This window comes from Citrobacter sp. 21OH12SH02A-Citro (assembly GCF_027919895.1).
Taxonomy (GTDB): domain Bacteria; phylum Pseudomonadota; class Gammaproteobacteria; order Enterobacterales; family Enterobacteriaceae; genus Citrobacter; species Citrobacter braakii.
The window spans coordinates 2,175,643-2,195,141 of the sequence record NZ_CP114801.1 but is presented as its reverse complement, the minus strand read 5'-3'; the positions used below and the strand labels follow the sequence as shown (position 1 = coordinate 2,195,141).

General features: G+C 50.8%; 13 protein-coding genes, 2 tRNA genes and 3 other RNA genes. 9 read left to right on the top strand and 9 right to left on the bottom strand.

Going from position 1 to position 19,499, the window contains the following annotated elements; all coding sequences use genetic code 11:
- Nucleotides 1-375 precede the first annotated feature (375 nt).
- Nucleotides 376-3,054: a bifunctional acetaldehyde-CoA/alcohol dehydrogenase gene (gene adhE / locus O6D90_RS10650; protein WP_016153272.1), complete on the top strand. Its 2,679-nt coding sequence runs from the start codon at nucleotides 376-378 to the stop codon at nucleotides 3,052-3,054.
- Between the two features lie 238 nt (nucleotides 3,055-3,292).
- On the opposite strand, the gene tdk is transcribed toward adhE, so the two are convergent.
- The gene (gene tdk, locus O6D90_RS10645) at nucleotides 3,293-3,910 is read right to left on the bottom strand and encodes a thymidine kinase (protein ID WP_019076935.1); all 618 of its coding nucleotides are present in this window, start codon (nucleotides 3,908-3,910) and stop codon (nucleotides 3,293-3,295) included.
- Between the two features lie 623 nt (nucleotides 3,911-4,533).
- On the opposite strand from tdk, the gene hns reads away from it, so the two are divergent.
- Complete coding sequence (gene hns / locus O6D90_RS10640) at nucleotides 4,534-4,947, top strand: histone-like nucleoid-structuring protein H-NS (protein ID WP_003020723.1); 414 nt, start codon at nucleotides 4,534-4,536, stop codon at nucleotides 4,945-4,947.
- 136 nt (nucleotides 4,948-5,083) lie between these two features.
- Here the strand turns inward: hns and galU are convergent, their stop codons facing one another.
- From galU to rssA, 3 genes are all read right to left on the bottom strand, one after another.
- Nucleotides 5,084-5,992 (bottom strand): UTP--glucose-1-phosphate uridylyltransferase GalU, encoded by a 909-nt coding sequence (galU, locus tag O6D90_RS10635; RefSeq protein WP_016153274.1) that lies wholly within the window; start codon nucleotides 5,990-5,992, stop codon nucleotides 5,084-5,086.
- A gap of 204 nt (nucleotides 5,993-6,196) precedes the next feature.
- Nucleotides 6,197-7,210 (bottom strand): two-component system response regulator RssB, encoded by a 1,014-nt coding sequence (gene rssB, locus O6D90_RS10630; protein WP_271143302.1) that lies wholly within the window; start codon nucleotides 7,208-7,210, stop codon nucleotides 6,197-6,199.
- Between the two features lie 90 nt (nucleotides 7,211-7,300).
- Entirely contained in the window at nucleotides 7,301-8,212 is a 912-nt protein-coding gene (rssA, locus tag O6D90_RS10625) for a patatin-like phospholipase RssA (protein ID WP_016156731.1), read from the bottom strand.
- A gap of 111 nt (nucleotides 8,213-8,323) precedes the next feature.
- On the opposite strand from rssA, the gene O6D90_RS10620 reads away from it, so the two are divergent.
- From O6D90_RS10620 to O6D90_RS10590, 7 genes are all read left to right on the top strand, one after another.
- A complete protein-coding gene (locus tag O6D90_RS10620; RefSeq protein ID WP_016153277.1) occupies nucleotides 8,324-8,779 on the top strand; it encodes a YchJ family protein in 456 nt (151 codons plus the stop codon).
- 55 nt (nucleotides 8,780-8,834) lie between these two features.
- Nucleotides 8,835-9,677 carry a formyltetrahydrofolate deformylase gene (purU, locus tag O6D90_RS10615; protein ID WP_016153278.1) on the top strand — a complete coding sequence of 281 codons (843 nt, stop codon included), beginning with the start codon at nucleotides 8,835-8,837 and terminating at the stop codon, nucleotides 9,675-9,677.
- 156 nt (nucleotides 9,678-9,833) lie between these two features.
- A tRNA-Tyr gene (locus O6D90_RS10610) sits at nucleotides 9,834-9,918 on the top strand.
- A gap of 36 nt (nucleotides 9,919-9,954) precedes the next feature.
- Nucleotides 9,955-10,039, top strand: a tRNA-Tyr gene (locus O6D90_RS10605).
- Nucleotides 10,040-10,083: 44 nt separating this feature from the next.
- Nucleotides 10,084-10,215, top strand: a non-coding RNA gene (locus O6D90_RS10600) — RtT sRNA.
- Between the two features lie 44 nt (nucleotides 10,216-10,259).
- A non-coding RNA gene (locus tag O6D90_RS10595) (RtT sRNA) lies at nucleotides 10,260-10,391 on the top strand.
- 44 nt (nucleotides 10,392-10,435) lie between these two features.
- A non-coding RNA gene (locus tag O6D90_RS10590) (RtT sRNA) lies at nucleotides 10,436-10,567 on the top strand.
- 166 nt (nucleotides 10,568-10,733) lie between these two features.
- On the opposite strand, the gene narI is transcribed toward O6D90_RS10590, so the two are convergent.
- From narI to O6D90_RS10565, 5 genes are all read right to left on the bottom strand, one after another.
- Nucleotides 10,734-11,411: a respiratory nitrate reductase subunit gamma gene (narI, locus tag O6D90_RS10585; protein ID WP_016153281.1), complete on the bottom strand. Its 678-nt coding sequence runs from the start codon at nucleotides 11,409-11,411 to the stop codon at nucleotides 10,734-10,736.
- Nucleotides 11,411-12,121: a nitrate reductase molybdenum cofactor assembly chaperone gene (narJ, locus tag O6D90_RS10580; RefSeq protein ID WP_271143301.1), complete on the bottom strand. Its 711-nt coding sequence runs from the start codon at nucleotides 12,119-12,121 to the stop codon at nucleotides 11,411-11,413. Before narJ ends, narI begins: the two co-directional genes overlap by 1 nt.
- Nucleotides 12,118-13,656, bottom strand: coding sequence for a nitrate reductase subunit beta (narH, locus tag O6D90_RS10575; RefSeq protein WP_003833388.1), 1,539 nt, complete (start codon nucleotides 13,654-13,656; stop codon nucleotides 12,118-12,120). Before narH ends, narJ begins: the two co-directional genes overlap by 4 nt.
- A complete protein-coding gene (locus O6D90_RS10570) occupies nucleotides 13,653-17,396 on the bottom strand; it encodes a nitrate reductase subunit alpha (protein ID WP_016156733.1) in 3,744 nt (1,247 codons plus the stop codon). Before O6D90_RS10570 ends, narH begins: the two co-directional genes overlap by 4 nt.
- Before the next feature lie 396 nt (nucleotides 17,397-17,792).
- The gene (locus tag O6D90_RS10565) at nucleotides 17,793-19,184 is read right to left on the bottom strand and encodes a NarK family nitrate/nitrite MFS transporter (RefSeq protein WP_016153284.1); all 1,392 of its coding nucleotides are present in this window, start codon (nucleotides 19,182-19,184) and stop codon (nucleotides 17,793-17,795) included.
- Nucleotides 19,185-19,499 lie beyond the last annotated feature (315 nt).

Here is a 19,499-nt window from a genome sequence, read left to right as displayed (position 1 = left end):
TAAATACACATCCAATACTTAGTGTTATTAATATGTATTAAATATGCTAATGTTAATGGCATTCACCCCATCAATTTATTAACACTTACCGATAAACGCTAAAAGGGCCTGCTGAAAGGTGTCAGCTTTGCGAAATTTTGATCCAGATCACGCAATTACTACTCAGAAGTGAGTAATCTTGCTTACGCCACCTGGAGGTAGCGCGTTAGAATTAAGTGGCGCTAGCGTATAAGCTCTTTTAGTAAATCAAGGTAAAGTGGACGTTAATTAACCGTTTGATTTTCAAAACGTTACACAAATTTTCGTCGATCTGTCTATACTCTCGTATCGAGCAGATGATTTACTAAAAAAGTTTAACATTATCAGGAGAGCATTATGGCTGTTACTAATGTCGCTGAACTTAACGCACTTGTAGAGCGCGTAAAAAAAGCCCAGCGTGAATATGCCAGTTTCACTCAAGAACAGGTTGACAAAATCTTCCGTGCCGCCGCTCTGGCTGCCGCAGACGCTCGAATCCCTCTCGCGAAAATGGCCGTTGCCGAATCTGGCATGGGCATCGTCGAAGATAAAGTGATTAAAAACCACTTTGCTTCCGAATACATTTATAACGCATATAAAGACGAAAAAACCTGTGGTGTGCTGGCTGAAGACCACACTTTCGGTACCATTACCATCGCTGAACCGATTGGTATCATCTGCGGTATCGTTCCAACCACTAACCCGACTTCTACTGCAATCTTCAAATCACTGATCAGCCTGAAGACGCGTAACGCCATCATCTTCTCTCCGCATCCGCGTGCTAAAGATGCCACTAACAAAGCGGCTGATATCGTTCTGCAGGCAGCAATTGCTGCTGGCGCACCGAAAGATCTGATCGGCTGGATCGATCAACCTTCCGTAGAACTGTCAAACGCGCTGATGCACCACCCGGACATCAACCTGATCCTTGCGACCGGTGGTCCAGGCATGGTTAAAGCAGCATACAGCTCCGGTAAACCGGCAATCGGTGTAGGCGCAGGTAACACCCCTGTGGTTATCGATGAAACCGCTGATATCAAGCGTGCTGTTGCATCTGTTCTGATGTCTAAAACCTTCGATAACGGCGTAATTTGTGCTTCTGAACAGTCCGTTGTTGTCGTTGACTCTGTATACGACGCAGTACGTGAGCGTTTCGCGACTCACGGCGGCTACATGCTGCAAGGCAAAGAGCTGAAAGCCGTTCAGGACGTTATCCTGAAAAATGGCGCGCTGAACGCGGCTATCGTTGGTCAGCCGGCATACAAAATTGCTGAACTGGCAGGCTTCTCCGTACCAGAAACCACTAAGATTCTGATCGGTGAAGTGACAGTTGTTGACGAAAGCGAACCGTTCGCTCACGAAAAATTGTCTCCGACGCTGGCAATGTATCGTGCGAAAGACTTCGAAGACGCCGTTATTAAAGCTGAAAAACTGGTTGCGATGGGCGGTATCGGTCATACCTCTTGCCTGTACACCGACCAGGACAACCAGCCAGAACGTGTTGCTTACTTCGGTCAGATGATGAAAACCGCACGTATCCTGATTAACACCCCAGCTTCTCAGGGTGGTATCGGTGACCTGTACAACTTTAAACTCGCGCCTTCCCTGACTCTGGGTTGTGGTTCCTGGGGTGGTAACTCCATCTCTGAAAACGTTGGTCCTAAGCACCTGATCAACAAGAAAACCGTTGCTAAGCGAGCTGAAAACATGTTGTGGCACAAACTTCCGAAATCTATCTACTTCCGTCGTGGCTCTCTGCCAATCGCACTGGATGAAGTGATTACCGATGGTCACAAACGTGCGCTGATCGTGACCGACCGCTTCCTGTTTAACAATGGCTATGCTGACCAGATCACCTCCGTGCTGAAAGCTGCTGGCGTTGAAACCGAAGTGTTCTTTGAAGTTGAAGCTGACCCAACTCTGACCGTTGTACGCAAAGGTGCTGAGCTGGCTAACTCCTTTAAACCAGACGTGATCATCGCGCTGGGTGGCGGTTCCCCGATGGACGCCGCGAAAATCATGTGGGTTATGTACGAACACCCAGAAACCCACTTCGAAGAACTGGCACTGCGCTTTATGGACATCCGTAAACGTATCTACAAGTTCCCGAAAATGGGCGTAAAAGCGAAGATGGTTGCCGTCACCACCACTTCCGGTACTGGCTCTGAAGTTACTCCGTTTGCGGTTGTTACTGACGATGCAACTGGTCAGAAATACCCGCTGGCAGACTATGCGCTGACTCCGGATATGGCGATTGTTGACGCAAACCTGGTGATGGATATGCCTAAGTCCCTGTGTGCGTTCGGTGGTCTGGATGCCGTCACTCACGCCCTGGAAGCTTACGTATCCGTGCTGGCTTCTGAGTTCTCCGACGGTCAGGCTCTGCAAGCGCTGAAACTGCTGAAAGAAAACCTGCCAGCGTCCTACCATGAAGGTTCTAAGAACCCGGTAGCGCGTGAGCGTGTACACAGTGCAGCAACCATCGCCGGTATTGCGTTTGCTAACGCCTTCCTGGGTGTATGTCACTCAATGGCGCACAAGCTGGGTTCTCAGTTCCACATTCCTCACGGTCTGGCGAACGCCCTGCTGATCAGCAACGTTATTCGTTATAACGCGAACGACAACCCGACTAAACAGACTGCATTCAGCCAGTACGACCGTCCGCAGGCTCGTCGTCGCTACGCTGAAATCGCAGACCATCTGGGTCTGAGCGCACCGGGCGACCGTACTGCTGCAAAAATCCAGAAACTGCTGGGCTGGCTCGACGAAATCAAAGCTGAACTGGGTATTCCTAAGTCTATCCGTGAAGCTGGCGTTCAGGAAGCTGACTTCCTGGCACACGTGGACAAACTGTCTGAAGATGCGTTTGATGACCAGTGTACTGGTGCTAACCCGCGTTACCCGCTGATTTCTGAACTGAAACAGATCCTGATGGATACCTACTACGGTCGTGAATACAGCGAAGATCAAACCGCCGTTAAGACTGAAGCAGTAGCAGCGCCGAAAGCTGAGAAAAAAGCGAAGAAATCCGCTTAATTCATCCAGATAAGTTTTAGTTTCACCATAAACGGTCCCAAATTGGGGCCGTTTTTTTTTACATCTTTCGTTATCAGAATCGATACATGACCAATTCAGCGACGTGTAAAGGATAGACCTGTAAAAGGATGCTTAGGAGGATGCGAGAATAGCGTCAGGAGAGTGTCTGACAGGGTAGCGAACATTAGCGAATGTCGTAGCCTACCCTGTGCTAATAAGCGCCCAGAAGCGCGTAGAGTTAATCGTGGTTGTGTCGTTCTTGTATCGCCGTCAGAGAGCCCTCAGACTGTGCTTGCTTATAATGTTTACGGCATACCGATACATAACGTTCGTTCCCGCCAATCACCACCTGTTCGCCCTCGTTATAAGGTCGTCCTGCCTGATCAAGACGCAACACCATGCTGGCCTTACGCCCACAGAAACAAATGGTTTTTAATTCAACCAGTTTATCTGACCATGCCAACAGGTATTCGCTGCCGCCAAATAACTCACCACGAAAATCGGTACGCAAGCCGTAGCACAACACGGGAATATCCAACTGATCGACAACTTCAGATAATTCATAAACCTGCTGTCGAGTCAGAAACTGTGACTCATCAACCAGTACACAGTGAATTCTTTGCTGCTCATTCTCAGCCCGAATCTCTTCGAACAATGATGAATTTTGGTTAAACAATTTTGCAGGTGACGACAGACCTATACGCGAACTTACTTTTCCAGCACCAAAGCGGTCATCAATTTCCGCTGTATATACCACGGCACGCATCCCACGTTCCTGATAATTGTACGAAGATTGCAGCAATGCAGTCGACTTACCGGCATTCATTGCAGAATAGTAAAAATATAGCTGTGCCATTGACCGTAGGCCCTCACCCGGGGAAATAAATATGGGCAGGATTGTACCATATTTCACGAACGTGTCGGTGTAGCGTTGCCTGCATAGGCGTATAAATAGGCGTTCAGACTCGCTCAGTGTCGCCTAAATAACCGATCCTTTAAGTGACATGGGAGCGCTAGTACACTCCAGTCATAGCCCAGGTAGCCTGAAACTGGACGGGTATATACACACTCTTTCACAAATAGTGCTCATGAAATTTATCCATACCTCTTATCTTCTTACGGCAATAAAGAAACCCTTCCCTTATTGTTTTTGAATCTACCCACTGTCGCCATGTATTAGCGAATTCATGTAAGCAAAACTAATACAAAAGGTTGAAATCACTGCAAAGAGATACTATTTGTACACCATAAAATGTGACCTGAATCTTGAATTTTTACTCTCAGCCGCTGAGAAGCCCCCTCACCAATAAGCCTTTTTTATGCCCAACGTCGCGGTGAATTTAAGACAGATGAATTAATTCTGATACTAAATAAAGCGCAATTTTGAATTCCTTACATTCCTGGCTATTGCACAACTGAATTTATCGCTCTATTATTAGCTCAACAAACCACCCCCAATATAAGTTTGAGATTACTACAATGAGCGAAGCACTTAAAATTCTGAACAACATCCGTACTCTTCGTGCGCAGGCAAGAGAATGTACTCTGGAAACGCTTGAAGAAATGCTGGAAAAATTAGAAGTTGTTGTTAGCGAGCGCCGTGAAGAAGAAAGCGCTGCAGCTGCTGAAGTTGAAGAACGTACTCGTAAACTGCAACAATATCGTGAAATGCTGATCGCTGACGGCATTGACCCGAACGAACTGCTGAATAGCATGGCTGCTGTTAAATCTGGCACCAAAGCTAAACGCGCTGCACGTCCGGCTAAATATAGCTATGTTGACGAAAACGGTGAAACTAAAACCTGGACTGGTCAGGGTCGTACACCGGCAGTGATCAAAAAAGCGATGGAAGAACAAGGTAAACAACTGGACGATTTCTTAATCAAAGAATAATTCAGAAATAGTTTGCTTAAAATCCCGCCAGTGGCGGGATTTTTTTACCTGTACTTCGCACAGTCCCTACCCAGTTCAGGTATAAAAAAACGGTGCTGGATTAACAGCACCGTTCAGACCTGATAATACCAGCAGGTTACTTCTTAATACCCATCTCATCTTCCAGCCAGGCTTTAAATTCAGCGCCGAGAGTATTATGGCGAATACCATATTCAACGAACGCCTGCATATAGCCCAGCTTATTACCACAGTCATGGCTTTTGCCCTTCATGTGATAAGCTTCAACCGTTTCTTTTTCAATCAGCATATCGATAGCATCAGTCAGCTGAATTTCGTCACCGGCTCCCGGAGGCGTTTTTGCCAGCAGAGGCCAGATATCCGCGCTAAGGACGTAACGCCCCACGACGGCCAGATTAGATGGCGCCACATTCGCTTTCGGCTTTTCAACAACGCCAACCATCGGTACGCTTTCGCCCGGCGCTAATTCAACGCCTTTACAATCAACAACACCATAAGCGGTAACATCTTCTACCGGCTCAACCATAATCTGGCTGCTGCCTGTTTCATCGAAACGATGAATCATTTCGGCAAGGTTGTCGCGTGATAAATCAGATTCGTATTCGTCAAGAATGACGTCCGGCAAGATAACCGCAACGGGCTCATCGCCAACCACCGGGTGCGCGCACAATACCGCGTGGCCCAGACCTTTGGCCAGTCCCTGACGGACCTGCATAATAGTGACATGTGGCGGACAAATAGATTGCACTTCTTCCAGAAGCTGGCGTTTTACACGTTTTTCCAGCATAGCTTCAAGTTCAAAGCTGGTATCGAAGTGGTTTTCAATCGAATTTTTAGACGAGTGAGTTACAAGTACAATTTCAGTGATGCCCGCAGCAATACATTCGTTTACGACGTACTGAATTAATGGCTTATCTACCAACGGTAGCATCTCTTTCGGGATTGCTTTCGTAGCCGGTAACATCCTGGTTCCTAATCCCGCAACCGGGATAACGGCCTTTTTGACTTTTGAATTAAGGGCAGCCATTTAAAACTCTCCTGGACTGTTCATGTATTGAACGTGTTCATCAATCTGTATCGCATCCAAGTATATCAGTACCGCGACAAGCTTCTGGTCTGAAAAGGACGCGCGTCGGTATAATTAAGATAAATACGAATAAATCTGGCGCTGATAGTAGCACTCACAGCATGAGGGGAGTGAGCCAATTTCATTCTCACTCCACTCGGTTGTTCATTCTGCAGACAACATCAGGCGCAGCCGACCACCGGCCCCCCAAATTTGGCATTGCCAGGATTCGCAACGTTGGCTCAGTTGATTAAGATACGCATTCCCTAAGGTTCCCAACGGAACGCCATTGCTGATTTGTACATTGTGGGAACCTGTATTTAATGTCGCATTCAGCCCTGCTGATACCAGAATCAGGTTTTTTAATCCGCTGTGGTAATAACCCACCAGCAAAGGGAATTGTCCGGGCAAATTAGCCTGGCGCAATAAATGGTTAACCTGTTTCAATAACGCACCGAGCTCCGGCAATCGTTGATTTTGATGCGCGAGCTGTTCCTGCAGCAAACCGTTAAATAGCGCCCGCAGTAACAATGCTGCCAGAACGCCATTATCCCCTGCCCGCGTCACATCCAGACAATAAAACGCAAGGTCATGGTCCGATAGCGGTGCAATATCCAGTACCAGCCCCGGTTGATCGGCGGCCACCAATTGACGATAGTTGATCCGACATCGTGAAATAACTTGCGACACAGGAGGCTGTAATTCTTGCAACAGCTTTGCTGCAGCGGCGGGATCACCAACCATCGCATCCCAGTCACGAAACAGCCGCTCTTCTTCTTCCACGCGTGAATTAAACATATTCGGATACAGACACGCAAAGACGGTTTCGCGCAGGCGGTTCAGGTCCTTTACCGGCTTTAGCAGCACATCATCCACACCCAATCGCAGTGCTTTGGCTATATCAGACATGTTTTCCGTCGCTGATATCACCAGGATTGGGGTCTGATCGCCACGATTACGCAGATACTCTACTAGCTTAAGGCCGTTCATACGTGGCATAGCCAGGTCGCAGATAATCAGGTCGGGGTTAAAGTGCCCGAGTAATTCAAGTGCTTCAAGTCCACCGCCAGCTACCGCCGTTGTCGCTCCCAAAGAGGAAAACCATGAGTCCATGAGTGAGCGAAATACCGGCTCATCCTCAACGATAAGAATCTGTTTTCCGACCAATGGCTGCGTCATATTCTCCCCCCTGACTGGCTTTAGTAAATAGTGGCATGCTATTGCTACTCACGCCTGTCAGAATTTGCTTAAGTGTTGATAAAAAATGCGTTAGATGTTGGTTTTCACCAGGGGTAGAAGCTCATCCATTTTCTTCTCGACCGCCAGTTGTCCAGCAGCAATTGCTGCGCTGGCGCGGTGAAAATCCAGCGTGGATATTTGCGGACAAAACGGCTGAATCAGGATGTCTGGCGGGTCACCGGCCATGCGGTTACGTTTCAGACGGTTTTCCAGAACCTGAATAGAAGTCGTCATGATCTCCATCGCCGTCGGCGCGGTTACCGCACGCCTGGCCGTTATGTTGCTCAAGCGCTCTTTCAGTCGGGCACGCCATGAAAGCGCGTCGACATCATCACCCGTTTCGGCATCACTGCTGACGTTGAAGGAGAGTAAATCTTGCTGCATAAGATGCGCATCGTGTTGCAGATCGACGGCAATAACGATGTCAGCGCCCAGCGCGCGAGTTAAGGATACAGGAACGGGATTCACCACCGCGCCATCGACCAGCCAGTAACCATTATGCGCTACAGGGGACATCAGACCAGGAATACTGCAGGAGGCCCGAACAGCCAGATGCAAATCACCTTCCGTGAACCAGAGCTCCCGACCCGTACTCAGATTAGTAGCCACAGTTGCGAAACGGCGAGTGCATTGCTCAATTGCTTCTACCGGCATGACATTACGGTACTGATTGAATACCCGTTCACCACGCAGTAAACCGCCCCTGCGCCACGAGAGATCCATCAGACGTAAGACATCCCAATAACTGAAAGAACAAACCCATTGTTCGAGAGCAGGTAACTTATTGCATGCGTAGGCTGCACCAACAAGCGAACCAATGGAACACCCTGCCACAATATCAACATCAATGCCCATATGCTTTAGGGCCTTAATAACGCCAATATGCGACCAACCTCGCGCCGCGCCGGAACCTAGCGCCAGCCCAATTTTTATTTTTCTCATTGTACGTACAAACTTCCCCTGGCTTGCAGACGTAGCAACATCGCTACCGCTCAGTTAACATAGTGCTACCTTGGCGTTTTTACGCCGTTTTTTTATTCCAGGGAGTACTTTGTGTCTCAGCTTTGTCCCTGTGGTAGCGCTGTCGAGTATAGCCTATGTTGCTACCGTTATGTGTCTGGCGCGCAAGTAGCACCTACGCCGTCACATCTCATGCGTTCTCGTTACTGTGCTTTTGTGATGAAAGACGCAGATTACCTTATCAAGACCTGGCATCCGGACTGTCATGCAGCCGCGTTTCGCGACGACATTATCGCAGGATTTAGCCACACTGAATGGCTCGGGCTGACCGTTTTTGAACAACAAACGGCAGACACAGAAAATATCGGCTATGTCAGCTTTGTTGCGCGATTTTCTGAACAAGGTAAAACAGGTGCAATTATCGAGCGCTCTCGTTTTTTAAAAGAAAACGGTCAGTGGTACTATATAGACGGTACACGCCCTCAAATTGGACGAAACGATACCTGCCCTTGTGGCTCCGGTAAAAAATTTAAAAAGTGCTGCGGCTAATCAACGCCCGACAGTATCAATTTTGCAAACATTCTCAACAGGATCACCGCTGCAAATGCATTCATTACAACGAAAAGTGCTGCGTACTATTTGTCCGGACCAAAAAGGTCTGATCGCGCGCATTACGAATATCTGTTACAAGCATGAACTGAACATCGTGCAGAACAATGAGTTCGTGGACCACCGGACCGGGCGCTTTTTTATGCGTACCGAACTGGAGGGTATTTTTAACGACGTCACGCTGCTTGCCGATCTGGATAGTGCCCTTCCAGATGGATCCATTCGTGAATTAACGCCAGCAGGACGCCGCCGTATCGTCATTTTGGTCACCAAGGAAGCACATTGTCTGGGTGACCTGTTAATGAAGGCCAATTATGGCGGGCTGGATGTTGAAATCGCCGCTGTGATCGGCAACCACGAGACGCTGCGACCTTTGGTTGAACGGTTTGATATCCCGTTTGAGCTGGTCAGCCACGAAGGTTTAACGCGTGACGAACATGACCTGAAAATGGCCGACGCTATCGACGCGCACCAACCTGACTATGTCGTGCTGGCAAAATACATGCGCGTTCTAACACCAACGTTTGTTTCACGCTTCCCGAATAAGATTATCAATATTCACCATTCATTCCTGCCAGCGTTTATTGGCGCTCGCCCTTACCATCAGGCTTATGAGCGCGGTGTGAAGATCATCGGTGCAACAGCCCACTACGTGAATGATAACCTCGATGAAGGCCCAATCATTATGCAGGACGTAATTCATGTGGATCACACCTACACCGCGGAAGACATGATGCGTGCGGGTCGCGACGTTGAGAAAAATGTATTAAGCCGCGCGCTGTATCAGGTTCTGGCTCAACGCGTCTTTGTTTACGGTAACCGAACGATTATTCTGTAATCGATTGATAATTGAATTGGTTACCTTTACATCTTTACGCGTAAAAATCAGGCAACCAGTTCTTTTTTATCAACGGAATACTTTACAGGGGCGCATCATTTGATATGATGCGCCCCGCTTCCAACGGAAGCAGGCCAGTAACTAGCATTACCCCGTGGTGGGGTTCCCGAGCGGCCAAAGGGAGCAGACTGTAAATCTGCCGTCATCGACTTCGAAGGTTCGAATCCTTCCCCCACCACCATTCATTCCGATAGATTCATAAAATTAGTATACCCCTGGTGGGGTTCCCGAGCGGCCAAAGGGAGCAGACTGTAAATCTGCCGTCATCGACTTCGAAGGTTCGAATCCTTCCCCCACCACCATCACCTCATAAAGCACCTGTATCAAATCCATCTGTTATGCCTCATATTCTGCCCAGACGGGAAGGATGAGAAGCTTCGACTAAGGTTCGATTCGAGCGTTAGCGAGAAAGCGTTGCCGCAGGCAACGACCCGAAGGGCGAAGCGCACCGCGCTGAGTAATCCTTCCCCCACCACCATCACCCCATAAAGCACCAGCATCCCATCCATCTGTAATGTCTCATATTCTGCCCAAGCGGGAAGGATGAGAAGCTTCGACTAAGGTTCGATTCGAGCGTTAGCGAGAAAGCGTTGCCGCAGGCAACGACCCGAAGGGCGAAGCGCACCGCGCTGAGTAATCCTTCCCCCACCACCATCACTTCATAAAGCACCAGCATCCAATCCATCTGTAATGTCTCATATTCTGCCCCAGCGGGAAGGATGAGAAGCTTCGACTAAGGTTCGATTCGAGCGTTAGCGAGAAAGCGTTGCCGCAGGCAACGACCCGAAGGGCGAAGCGCACCGCGCTGAGTAATCCTTCCCCCACCACCATCACCTCATAAAGCACCAGCATCCCATCCATCTGTAATGCCCCATACCCGACCCTCGATCAAGCCTCAATTCGGGTCGGCAATTTACCTGATGCACAATGCTTATCCGGCAATTAGTCGTAAAAAAACCCCGCCGGAGCGGGGTTTTGTCTTACACAGATAACCGATTAATGACGCGCACGAACAATCTGGTATTTGCGCGTCAGATATTCGACCGGAACGCTCCAGATGTGCACCAGACGCGAGAACGGGAACAACAGGAACAGCGTCATACCCAGCACCAGGTGCATACGGAAAATGAACGCGACGCCATCCAGATATTGAGACGCCCCCCCCTGGAAGGTCACCACTGTCTGCGCCCAGTTCACCAGCTTCATCATCTCGCTGCCGTCCATATGCTGGGCGGAGAACGGAATGGTCAGCAGGCCCAGCGCACACTGGATCACCAGCAGGGAGAGGATCAGAATGTCCGCTCCGGTAGTGGTCGCCCGCACACGTGGGCTGAACAGGCGGCGTTTCAGCAGCAGGACGCCGCCAATCAAACACATCACACCACTGGCACCACCCGCGAACATCGCCATCTTTTGTTTCACTTCAAGCGGCAGCCACGCTTCATACATCCAGTGTGGTGTCAGCATGCCAAGGAAGTGCCCGGCAAAAATCCCCAGGATCCCGATGTGGAACAGGTTTGACGCCAGGTTCATCCCTTTGCGATCCAGCATCTGACTGGAAGCCGCGCGCCAGGTATACTGCCCATAGTCATAACGCAGCCAACTGCCAATCAGAAAGACAGAACCCGCGATGTATGGATAGATGTCAAAGAAGAACGTATTCAGGAAGTGCATTATTGCTGTCCTCCGGTGGTGATATTCAGATACTGCGGCGCAACAGCCCCGGCAAAACGACGCTGGTGAGCGGAAATTTCCGACTCACCACACCCCTGATCGGCGAAGAATTTCACCTGCTCTTCTTCCCAGACCGCATCCAGCGCTTGTGGGGTATTGTCACGCGCTTCATCTGCAATTTTTTCAGCCACTTTATCGCTGTCGATAACAGTATTCGCCAGTTTTAACAGCAGATCGAACAGCACCGCATAACGGCTTTCACGCTGTTGCAAGCGAGCGCTGAGCAGCGCCAGAATCGGCGCGATATCCTGTAACCCCCCTAATGCTTCGCTTTTCGGCAACTGCGCAAGGTATTCCAGATACAGCGGCAGATGATCGGGAAGTTCGCGGCTGTCGAGCTGCAGACCGTGCTGTTCATACTGCGCCATCAAGTCAACCATAGCCTGACCACGATCGCGGGACTCGCCGTGTACATGTTCAAACAGCAACAACGAGGTGGCGCGGCCACGGTCAAACAGTTCGCTATAGCTTGCCTGCACATCCAGCATGTCCTGCGCGGTGAGATCGCGCAGGAAAATGCCCAGAGTCTGGGCATCCTCTTTATCCAGGTTCTCAGATGACGCGAGTGCATCGAAAAGTTCCTGCTGATGCTGCCACAAGGCAGCATCCGGGTACTCGAGCAGACGCGAAACAATGACAAGTTCAATCATTGGTGCGGCTCCGTTTTGCTGGTCACATCGACAGCGTCGATGCGGCGGCTGTTGAACAGATTGAATTTAGTATCAGAACCGTGGCAACCGTCACCGAAGGTAAAGCCACAACCGCTTTTCTCCGGGAACGCGTCACGCGCCAGTTCACGATGGCTGCTCGGTACCACGAAACGATCTTCGTAGTTAGCAATCGCCAGATAACGATACATTTCCTGTGCCTGCGCTTCGCTTAAGCCCACCTCTTCCAGCGCACGGGTATCAACTTTACCGTCAACGGTTTCCGCACGTTTGTAGTGACGCATCGCCAGCATACGTTTCAGCGCCAACAGTACCGGCTGAGTGTCGCCTGCGGTCAGCAGGTTCGCCAGGTACTGAACCGGGATACGCAGACTGTCAACGTCCGGCAGAATACCGTTGCTGCCCAGCTCGCCCGCATCGGCGGCAGACTGGATCGGTGACAAAGGCGGCACGTACCAGACCATCGGTAGCGTGCGGTATTCCGGATGCAGCGGCAGCGCCAGCTTCCAGTCCATCGCCATTTTGTAAACCGGCGACTGCTGTGCAGCATCAATGACGCTCAGCGGAATACCATCTTTCAGCGCTTGTTCAATAACAGCCGGATCGTTTGGATCGAGGAACACGTCCAGTTGACGCTGGTACAGATCTTTCTCGTGCTCCGTGCTTGCCGCACTTTCGATCGCATCTGCGTCATACAGCAGTACGCCGAGGTAACGAATACGGCCTACGCAGGTTTCGGAACAAACGGTCGGCTGACCGGCTTCGATACGCGGGTAGCAGAAAATGCACTTCTCAGATTTCCCGCTCTTCCAGTTGAAGTAGATCTTCTTATACGGGCAGCCAGTGATACACATACGCCAGCCGCGGCATTTATCCTGGTCGATCAGCACGATGCCATCTTCTTCACGCTTGTAGATAGCGCCGCTTGGGCAGGTCGCCACGCACGCCGGGTTAAGGCAATGCTCACACAAACGCGGCAGATACATCATGAAGGTATTTTCGAACTGACCGTACATCGCCTTCTGCATGTTTTCGAAGTTCTGGTCTTTGGCGCGTTTTTCGAACTCGCCCCCCAGAATTTCTTCCCAGTTCGGACCGCTGGTGATTTTATCCATCCGCTGACCGGTGATCAGCGAACGCGGACGGGCAATCGGCTGCGCCTTACTGTCTGCTGGGGCGTTGTGCAACGTTTGGTAGTCAAAATCAAACGGCTCATAGTAATCATCCATGCCCGGCAGATGCGGGTTAGCAAAGATTTTACCCAGCAGCAGTGCTTTGTTACCCATGCGCGGCTGCAGCTTGCCATTGATTTTACGGATCCAACCGCCCTTCCATTTTTCCTGGTTTTCCCAGTCGTTCGGGAAGCCAACGCCAGGCTTACTTTCGACGTTGTTGAACCAGGCGTACTCCATACCTTCACGGCTGGTCCAGACGTTTTTGCAGGTCACTGAACAGGTGTGGCAGCCGATGCACTTATCGAGATTCAGCACCATGCCGACTTGTGAACGAATTTTCATTTTACGCTCTCCTGTACCTGGTCATTGCCTTCGCCATCCAACCAGTTAATGTTCTTCATCTTACGTACAACTACGAACTCATCGCGGTTTGAACCGACGGTACCGTAGTAGTTAAAGCCGTATGCCAGTTGCGCATAACCACCGATCATGTGAGTTGGTTTCGGCGTAATACGGGTTACCGAGTTGTGGATCCCGCCGCGCTGCTGGGTGATTTCAGAACCCGGCAGGTTAACAATACGTTCCTGCGCGTGGTACATCATGGTCATCCCGGCCGGCACACGCTGGCTGACAACTGCACGCGCCGTCAGCGCCCCGTTGCTGTTGAAGACTTCGATCCAGTCGTTATCTTCGATACCCAGATCCTTCGCATCAACTTCACTCATCCACACAATCGGACCACCGCGAGACAGCGTCAGCATCAGCAGGTTGTCGCTGTAGGTGGAGTGGATACCCCATTTCTGGTGCGGCGTCAGGAAGTTGAGCGCTTTTTCCGGGTTACCGTTAGATTTCTCGCCGATCACCGCTTTCACCGAACGGGTGTCGATTGGCGGACGATACACCAGCAGGCTCTCACCGAAGTCACGCATCCACTGGTGATCCTGATACAACTGCTGGCGACCAGACAGCGTACGCCATGGGATCAGCTCATGAACGTTGGTATAACCGGCGTTATAAGACACATGTTCATCTTCCAGACCTGACCAGGTCGGACTGGAGATAATTTTGCGCGGCTGCGCTTGGATGTCGCGGAAACGAATTTTTTCGTCTTCTTTATTCAGCGCCAGATGCGTATGGTCACGACCGGTAAATTCACTCAGCGCCGCCCAGGCTTTAACGGCAACCTGACCGTTAGTTTCCGGAGCCAGCGTCAGGATCATCTCAGCAGCATCAATGGCGGTATCCAGCATCGGTTGGCCTTTCGCCGGACCGTCAGCCTTGGTGTAGTTGAGCTTACGCAGCAGATCCATTTCGCTCTGGGTGTTCCAGGCAATCCCTTTACCGCCGTTACCGATTTTTTCCATCAATGGACCGATGGAGGTGAAACGCTCGTACGTTGCCGGATAATCACGCTCAACGGTCATGATGTGCGGCGCCGTAACACCTGGAATCAGGTCGCATTCCCCTTTTTTCCAGTCCTTCACGTCCAGCGGCTGCGCCAGTTCAGCGGCGGAGTCGTGCTGTATCGGCAGCGTAACGACGTCGGTTTCTTTACCGAGGTGGCCCACACAAACTTCAGAGAATTTCTTGGCGATGGCTTTATAGATTTCCCAGTCGCTCTTCGATTCCCAGGCCGGGTCAACGGCCGCAGACAGAGGATGAATAAACGGATGCATATCCGAGGTATTCATGTCGTCTTTTTCATACCAGGTAGCGGTCGGCAGCACGATATCGGAATACAGACAGGTACTCGACAGGCGGAAGTCCAGCGTAACGACCAGATCCAGTTTGCCGTCCAGTCCGTTATCCTGCCATTCCACTTCTTCTGGCTTCACGCCGCTCTGCTGGCCGAGATCTTTGCCCTGAATACCATGTTCAGTACCCAGCAGATACTTGAGCATGTACTCGTGGCCTTTACCGGAAGAACCGAGCAGGTTTGAACGCCAGATAAACAGGTTACGCGGATGGTTTTTACCGTTTTCCGGCTGCTCTGCCGCAAAGCGAATAGAACCTTCTTTCAGGGATTTAACGGTGTAGTCCACCGGCGTCATACCTGCTTTCTGCGCTTCTTTCGCGATATACAGCGGGTTAGTCCCTAACTGCGGCGCAGACGGTAACCAGCCCATACGTTCAGCGCGAACGTTAAAGTCAATCAAATGACCGCTATAGCGGGATTTGTCTGCCATCGGGGACAGCAGTTCCTGCGCAGTCACCGTCTCATAGCGCCATTGGCTGGAGTGGTTATAGAAGTAGGAGGTGCTGTTCATATGACGAGGCGGACGCTGCCAGTCAAGAGCAAACGCCAGCGGCTGCCAGCCGGTTTGCGGACGCAGTTTTTCCTGCCCTACGTAGTGGGCCCAGCCGCCGCCGCTCTGGCCGATACAGCCACAGAACACCAGCATATTGATCAGGCCACGATAGTTCATATCGAGGTGGTACCAGTGGTTCAAACCGGCGCCGACGATAATCATCGAACGACCGTGCGTTTTATCTGCGTTATCCGCAAATTCACGGGCGATGCGTACAATCTGAGAACGTGATACGCCTGTAATTTTTTCTGCCCACGCTGGCGTGTACGCTTTCACATCATCGTAGCTGGTCGCGCAGTTTTCATCGTTCAGACCACGTTCCAGGCCGTAGTTGGCCATAGTCAGATCGTAAACGGTGGTCACCAGCGCCGTAGATCCATCGGCCAGTTGCAGGCGTTTAACGGGCAATTTATGCAGCAGAATGTTTTCCAGTTCGACTTTACTGAAGTGCTCGGTGCCTTCGCCGCCAAAGTACGGGAAGCCCACTTCAGCGATATCATCCTGGCTACCCAGCAGGCTGAGCTGCAGTTCGGTTTCATCACCGGATGTGCCATCGCGCTGCTCAAGGTTCCATTTGCCTTTTTCGCCCCAACGGAAACCAATTGAACCGTTCGGCGCAACCATTTCGCCGTTGCTGTTGAAAGCGACAGTTTTCCATTCCGGGTTATTTTCCTGGCCCAGAGAGTCAACCAGATCCGCAGCACGCAGCATACGACCAGCAGCATAGTAGCCGTCGCGCTCTTCGAGCATCACCAGCATTGGCATGTCGGTATAACGACGTACGTAGTCGGTGAAATATTGGCTCGGGTTATCGAGGTGGAACTCGCGCAGCATGACATGACCCATCGCCATTGCCATCGCCGCATCGGTTCCCTGCTTCGGAGCCAGCCACAGGTCGCACAGTTTGGCGATTTCTGCGTAGTCCGGGGTAATTGCTACTGTTTTGGTGCCTTTATAACGAACTTCAGTAAAGAAGTGCGCATCCGGGGTACGGGTCTGCGGTACGTTAGAGCCCCATGCCAGAATGTAGCTGGAGTTATACCAGTCGGCAGATTCCGGTACGTCGGTCTGCTCGCCCCAGGTCTGCGGGGAAGCTGGCGGCAGGTCACAGTACCAGTCATAGAAGCTCAGGCAGGTCCCGCCAATCAGCGACATATAACGTGCGCCGGACGCATAAGAAACCATCGACATCGCCGGGATCGGCGAGAAGCCTGCGACGCGGTCAGGACCATAGGTTTTGATGGTGTAAACGTTAGATGCGGCAATCAGCTCATTCACTTCCTGCCAGGAAGAACGAACGAATCCACCACGACCACGCGCTTGTTTGAAGCTTTTTGCTTTATCGGCGTCTTCGATAATGGATGCCCATGCATCTACCGGATCGCTGTGCAGTCTTTTTGCTTCACGCCACATCTTCATCAGACGTTTGCGCATCAGCGGGTATTTCAGACGGTTAGCGCTGTAGAGATACCATGAATAGCTTGCACCACGCGGGCAGCCGCGAGGCTCGTGGTTGGGCATATCTGGACGAGTGCGTGGGTAGTCAGTTTGCTGGGTTTCCCAGGTCACCAGACCATTTTTCACATAGATTTTCCAGCTGCATGAGCCGGTGCAGTTTACACCGTGGGTTGAACGCACGATTTTGTCATGCTGCCAACGCTGGCGGTATCCATCCTCCCAGTCCCTGTTGGTATTGAGAAGCTGGCCGTGCCCATCGGCAAAGGTTTCGCCCTTCTGCTTGAAGTAGCGAAACCGGTCCAGGAATTTACTCATCGGTTTTCTCCTGTAGGAGCCTGACGGCTCTCTGATAAATCGACATTGCTTGATTGAGAGCGAAGGTAACGCTCTGAAAGGGCGTGAGAATTGATAACGATCAAGGCAGGCAGGGATGAAAATTGAGGGCCGATTTTGACATACCCCCTTAGTGGGATATCGATAAATCAATCAACATATTGAATTTTATTGAGTTTTTTAAACTCACTTATCATACAAATGTTAAATTCTTTATAAGTGGGTATTAAGGGGTATCCCCCCTGTTTAGCATATTACGAGCACCGTTCTAACAGGCTGTTGTCGCGTCACAATATAAAAGTATGTTGTAACTAATAGCGGGCAAAAAAAAGCGCGGTCTAACACCGCGCAATGGATAATCAACAGTTACTACTTTTTTTACTTTTTAGAATGACGTCCGTACACCGCCCAGGTGATAACCACACAGGCGACATAGAAGATCAGGAATACTTTCATCGCATCGACCGGAGAGCCAGTTAATGCCAGGGACGTACCGAATGCTTTCGGGATAAAGAAGCCGCCGATCGCACCAATAGCTGAGATAAAGCCCAGCGCCGCCGCGGTGTCGGTCGCCGCCTCGCGCATCGCTTTCTCTTCTGAACCGCCTTCAGCTTTCACTCTGTCCATCGTCAGCTTGCGAAAGATGACGGAGATCATCTGGAAGGTTGAACCACTCCCCAGACCAGCCGTCAGGAACAGCGCCAGGAACACCGCAAAGAAGGCGATAAAGTTGCCACCGACACCGTTTGATGGCAGCGTCAGGAACAGTAAGGCACTGAAAATAGCCATCAGCACGAAGTTCACCAGCGTTACGCGGGTCCCCCCCAGTCGGTCAGAGATTGCGCCGCCTGCTGAACGTGCCAGGGCGCCAATCAACGGTCCAAAGAAGGCGTAATGCAGGATCTGTACCTCAGGAAACTGCGTTTTTGACAGCATCGCGAAACCGGCAGAGAAACCGATAAATGAACCGAAGGTTGCCAGATACAGCAGGCTCATAATCCACAGGTGCCCGCGTTTCAGCACCGGCAGTTGCTCTTTCAGCGAAGCTTTTGAGGTTGCCAGTTCATTCATACCAAACCATGCAGCCAACGTTAATACAGCCAGGAACGGTACCCAAATCCATGCGGCGTTTGCCAGATACAGCTGCGTACCATCCGGTTGTTCAACACCCTGGCTGCCAAATGCGGCAAAGATTGACAGTGAAACCACCAGCGGAGCGACCAACTGCATCACGCTGACGCCCATGTTACCCAAACCACCGTTCAGACCCAGCGCGCCGCCCTGTTTCTGTTTTGGAAAGAAGAAGCTGATGTTTGCCATGCTGGAGGCAAAGTTCGCACCGGCAAAACCGCACAACAGCGAGATAATGATAAAGGTACTAAATGGCGTGGAGGTATCCTGCACCGCAAAACCTAGCCATACGCAAGGAATGATCAGGATACCGGTGCTGAACGCCGTCCAGCGACGTCCACCAAACAGGGGGACCATAAAGGAGTACGGTACACGCAGCAGCGCGCCGGACACCGAAGGTAATGCCGTCAGCATGAACAGTTGTTCAGTGGTGAAATCAAATCCGACTTTCGGTAAGTTCACCGCCACGGCGCTAAATAACATCCACACGCAAAACGCCAGCAGCAAACAAGGGACGGAAATCCACAGGTTACGGCTGGCGATTCGATGACCACGCTGCTGCCAGAAGGCGGGATCTTCCGGCCGCCATTCAGTAATTACAGCTCCAGATGCCCTTTCCGGGGCAGATGAGTGACTCATAGACACCTCTGATACTTGTTTCGATGCCTGCCACATTAGGGTTTACAGCTGGAGGTAAGTTGATATAAATCAAAGGAAAAGGTGTCATTATTGATGCCTGAAATTTATCATCATCCTAAATGAGTACATAACTTCGGTAAAAAAGATGTGGTTTTTCACGCTTCTGTCGTCCCCTACTCCCCCTCGTTTAGGATCTCTCCCTCTGGCGGCAATTAAGGGGTAGCCCGTTTGAGGTATGGGTATACTCCAGTGTATCGCCGAGAATAACGCCACTGCCTGCAGCAGAATCGTCATTCAATAAGGTTTTCGGTTTTA

Bases quoted from the DNA above. Each gene is read 5' to 3' on its own strand.
- adhE (WP_016153272.1), top strand. From the start codon at position 376: ATGGCTGTTACTAATGTCGCTGAACTTAACGCACTTGTAGAGCGCGTA.
- tdk (WP_019076935.1), bottom strand. From the start codon at position 3,910: ATGGCACAGCTATATTTTTACTATTCTGCAATGAATGCCGGTAAGTCG.
- hns (WP_003020723.1), top strand. From the start codon at position 4,534: ATGAGCGAAGCACTTAAAATTCTGAACAACATCCGTACTCTTCGTGCG.
- galU (WP_016153274.1), bottom strand. From the start codon at position 5,992: ATGGCTGCCCTTAATTCAAAAGTCAAAAAGGCCGTTATCCCGGTTGCG.
- rssB (WP_271143302.1), bottom strand. From the start codon at position 7,210: ATGACGCAGCCATTGGTCGGAAAACAGATTCTTATCGTTGAGGATGAG.
- rssA (WP_016156731.1), bottom strand. From the start codon at position 8,212: ATGAGAAAAATAAAAATTGGGCTGGCGCTAGGTTCCGGCGCGGCGCGA.
- purU (WP_016153278.1), top strand. From the start codon at position 8,835: ATGCATTCATTACAACGAAAAGTGCTGCGTACTATTTGTCCGGACCAA.
- narI (WP_016153281.1), bottom strand. From the start codon at position 11,411: ATGCACTTCCTGAATACGTTCTTCTTTGACATCTATCCATACATCGCG.
- narJ (WP_271143301.1), bottom strand. From the start codon at position 12,121: ATGATTGAACTTGTCATTGTTTCGCGTCTGCTCGAGTACCCGGATGCT.
- narH (WP_003833388.1), bottom strand. From the start codon at position 13,656: ATGAAAATTCGTTCACAAGTCGGCATGGTGCTGAATCTCGATAAGTGC.
- O6D90_RS10570 (WP_016156733.1), bottom strand. From the start codon at position 17,396: ATGAGTAAATTCCTGGACCGGTTTCGCTACTTCAAGCAGAAGGGCGAA.
- O6D90_RS10565 (WP_016153284.1), bottom strand. From the start codon at position 19,184: ATGAGTCACTCATCTGCCCCGGAAAGGGCATCTGGAGCTGTAATTACT.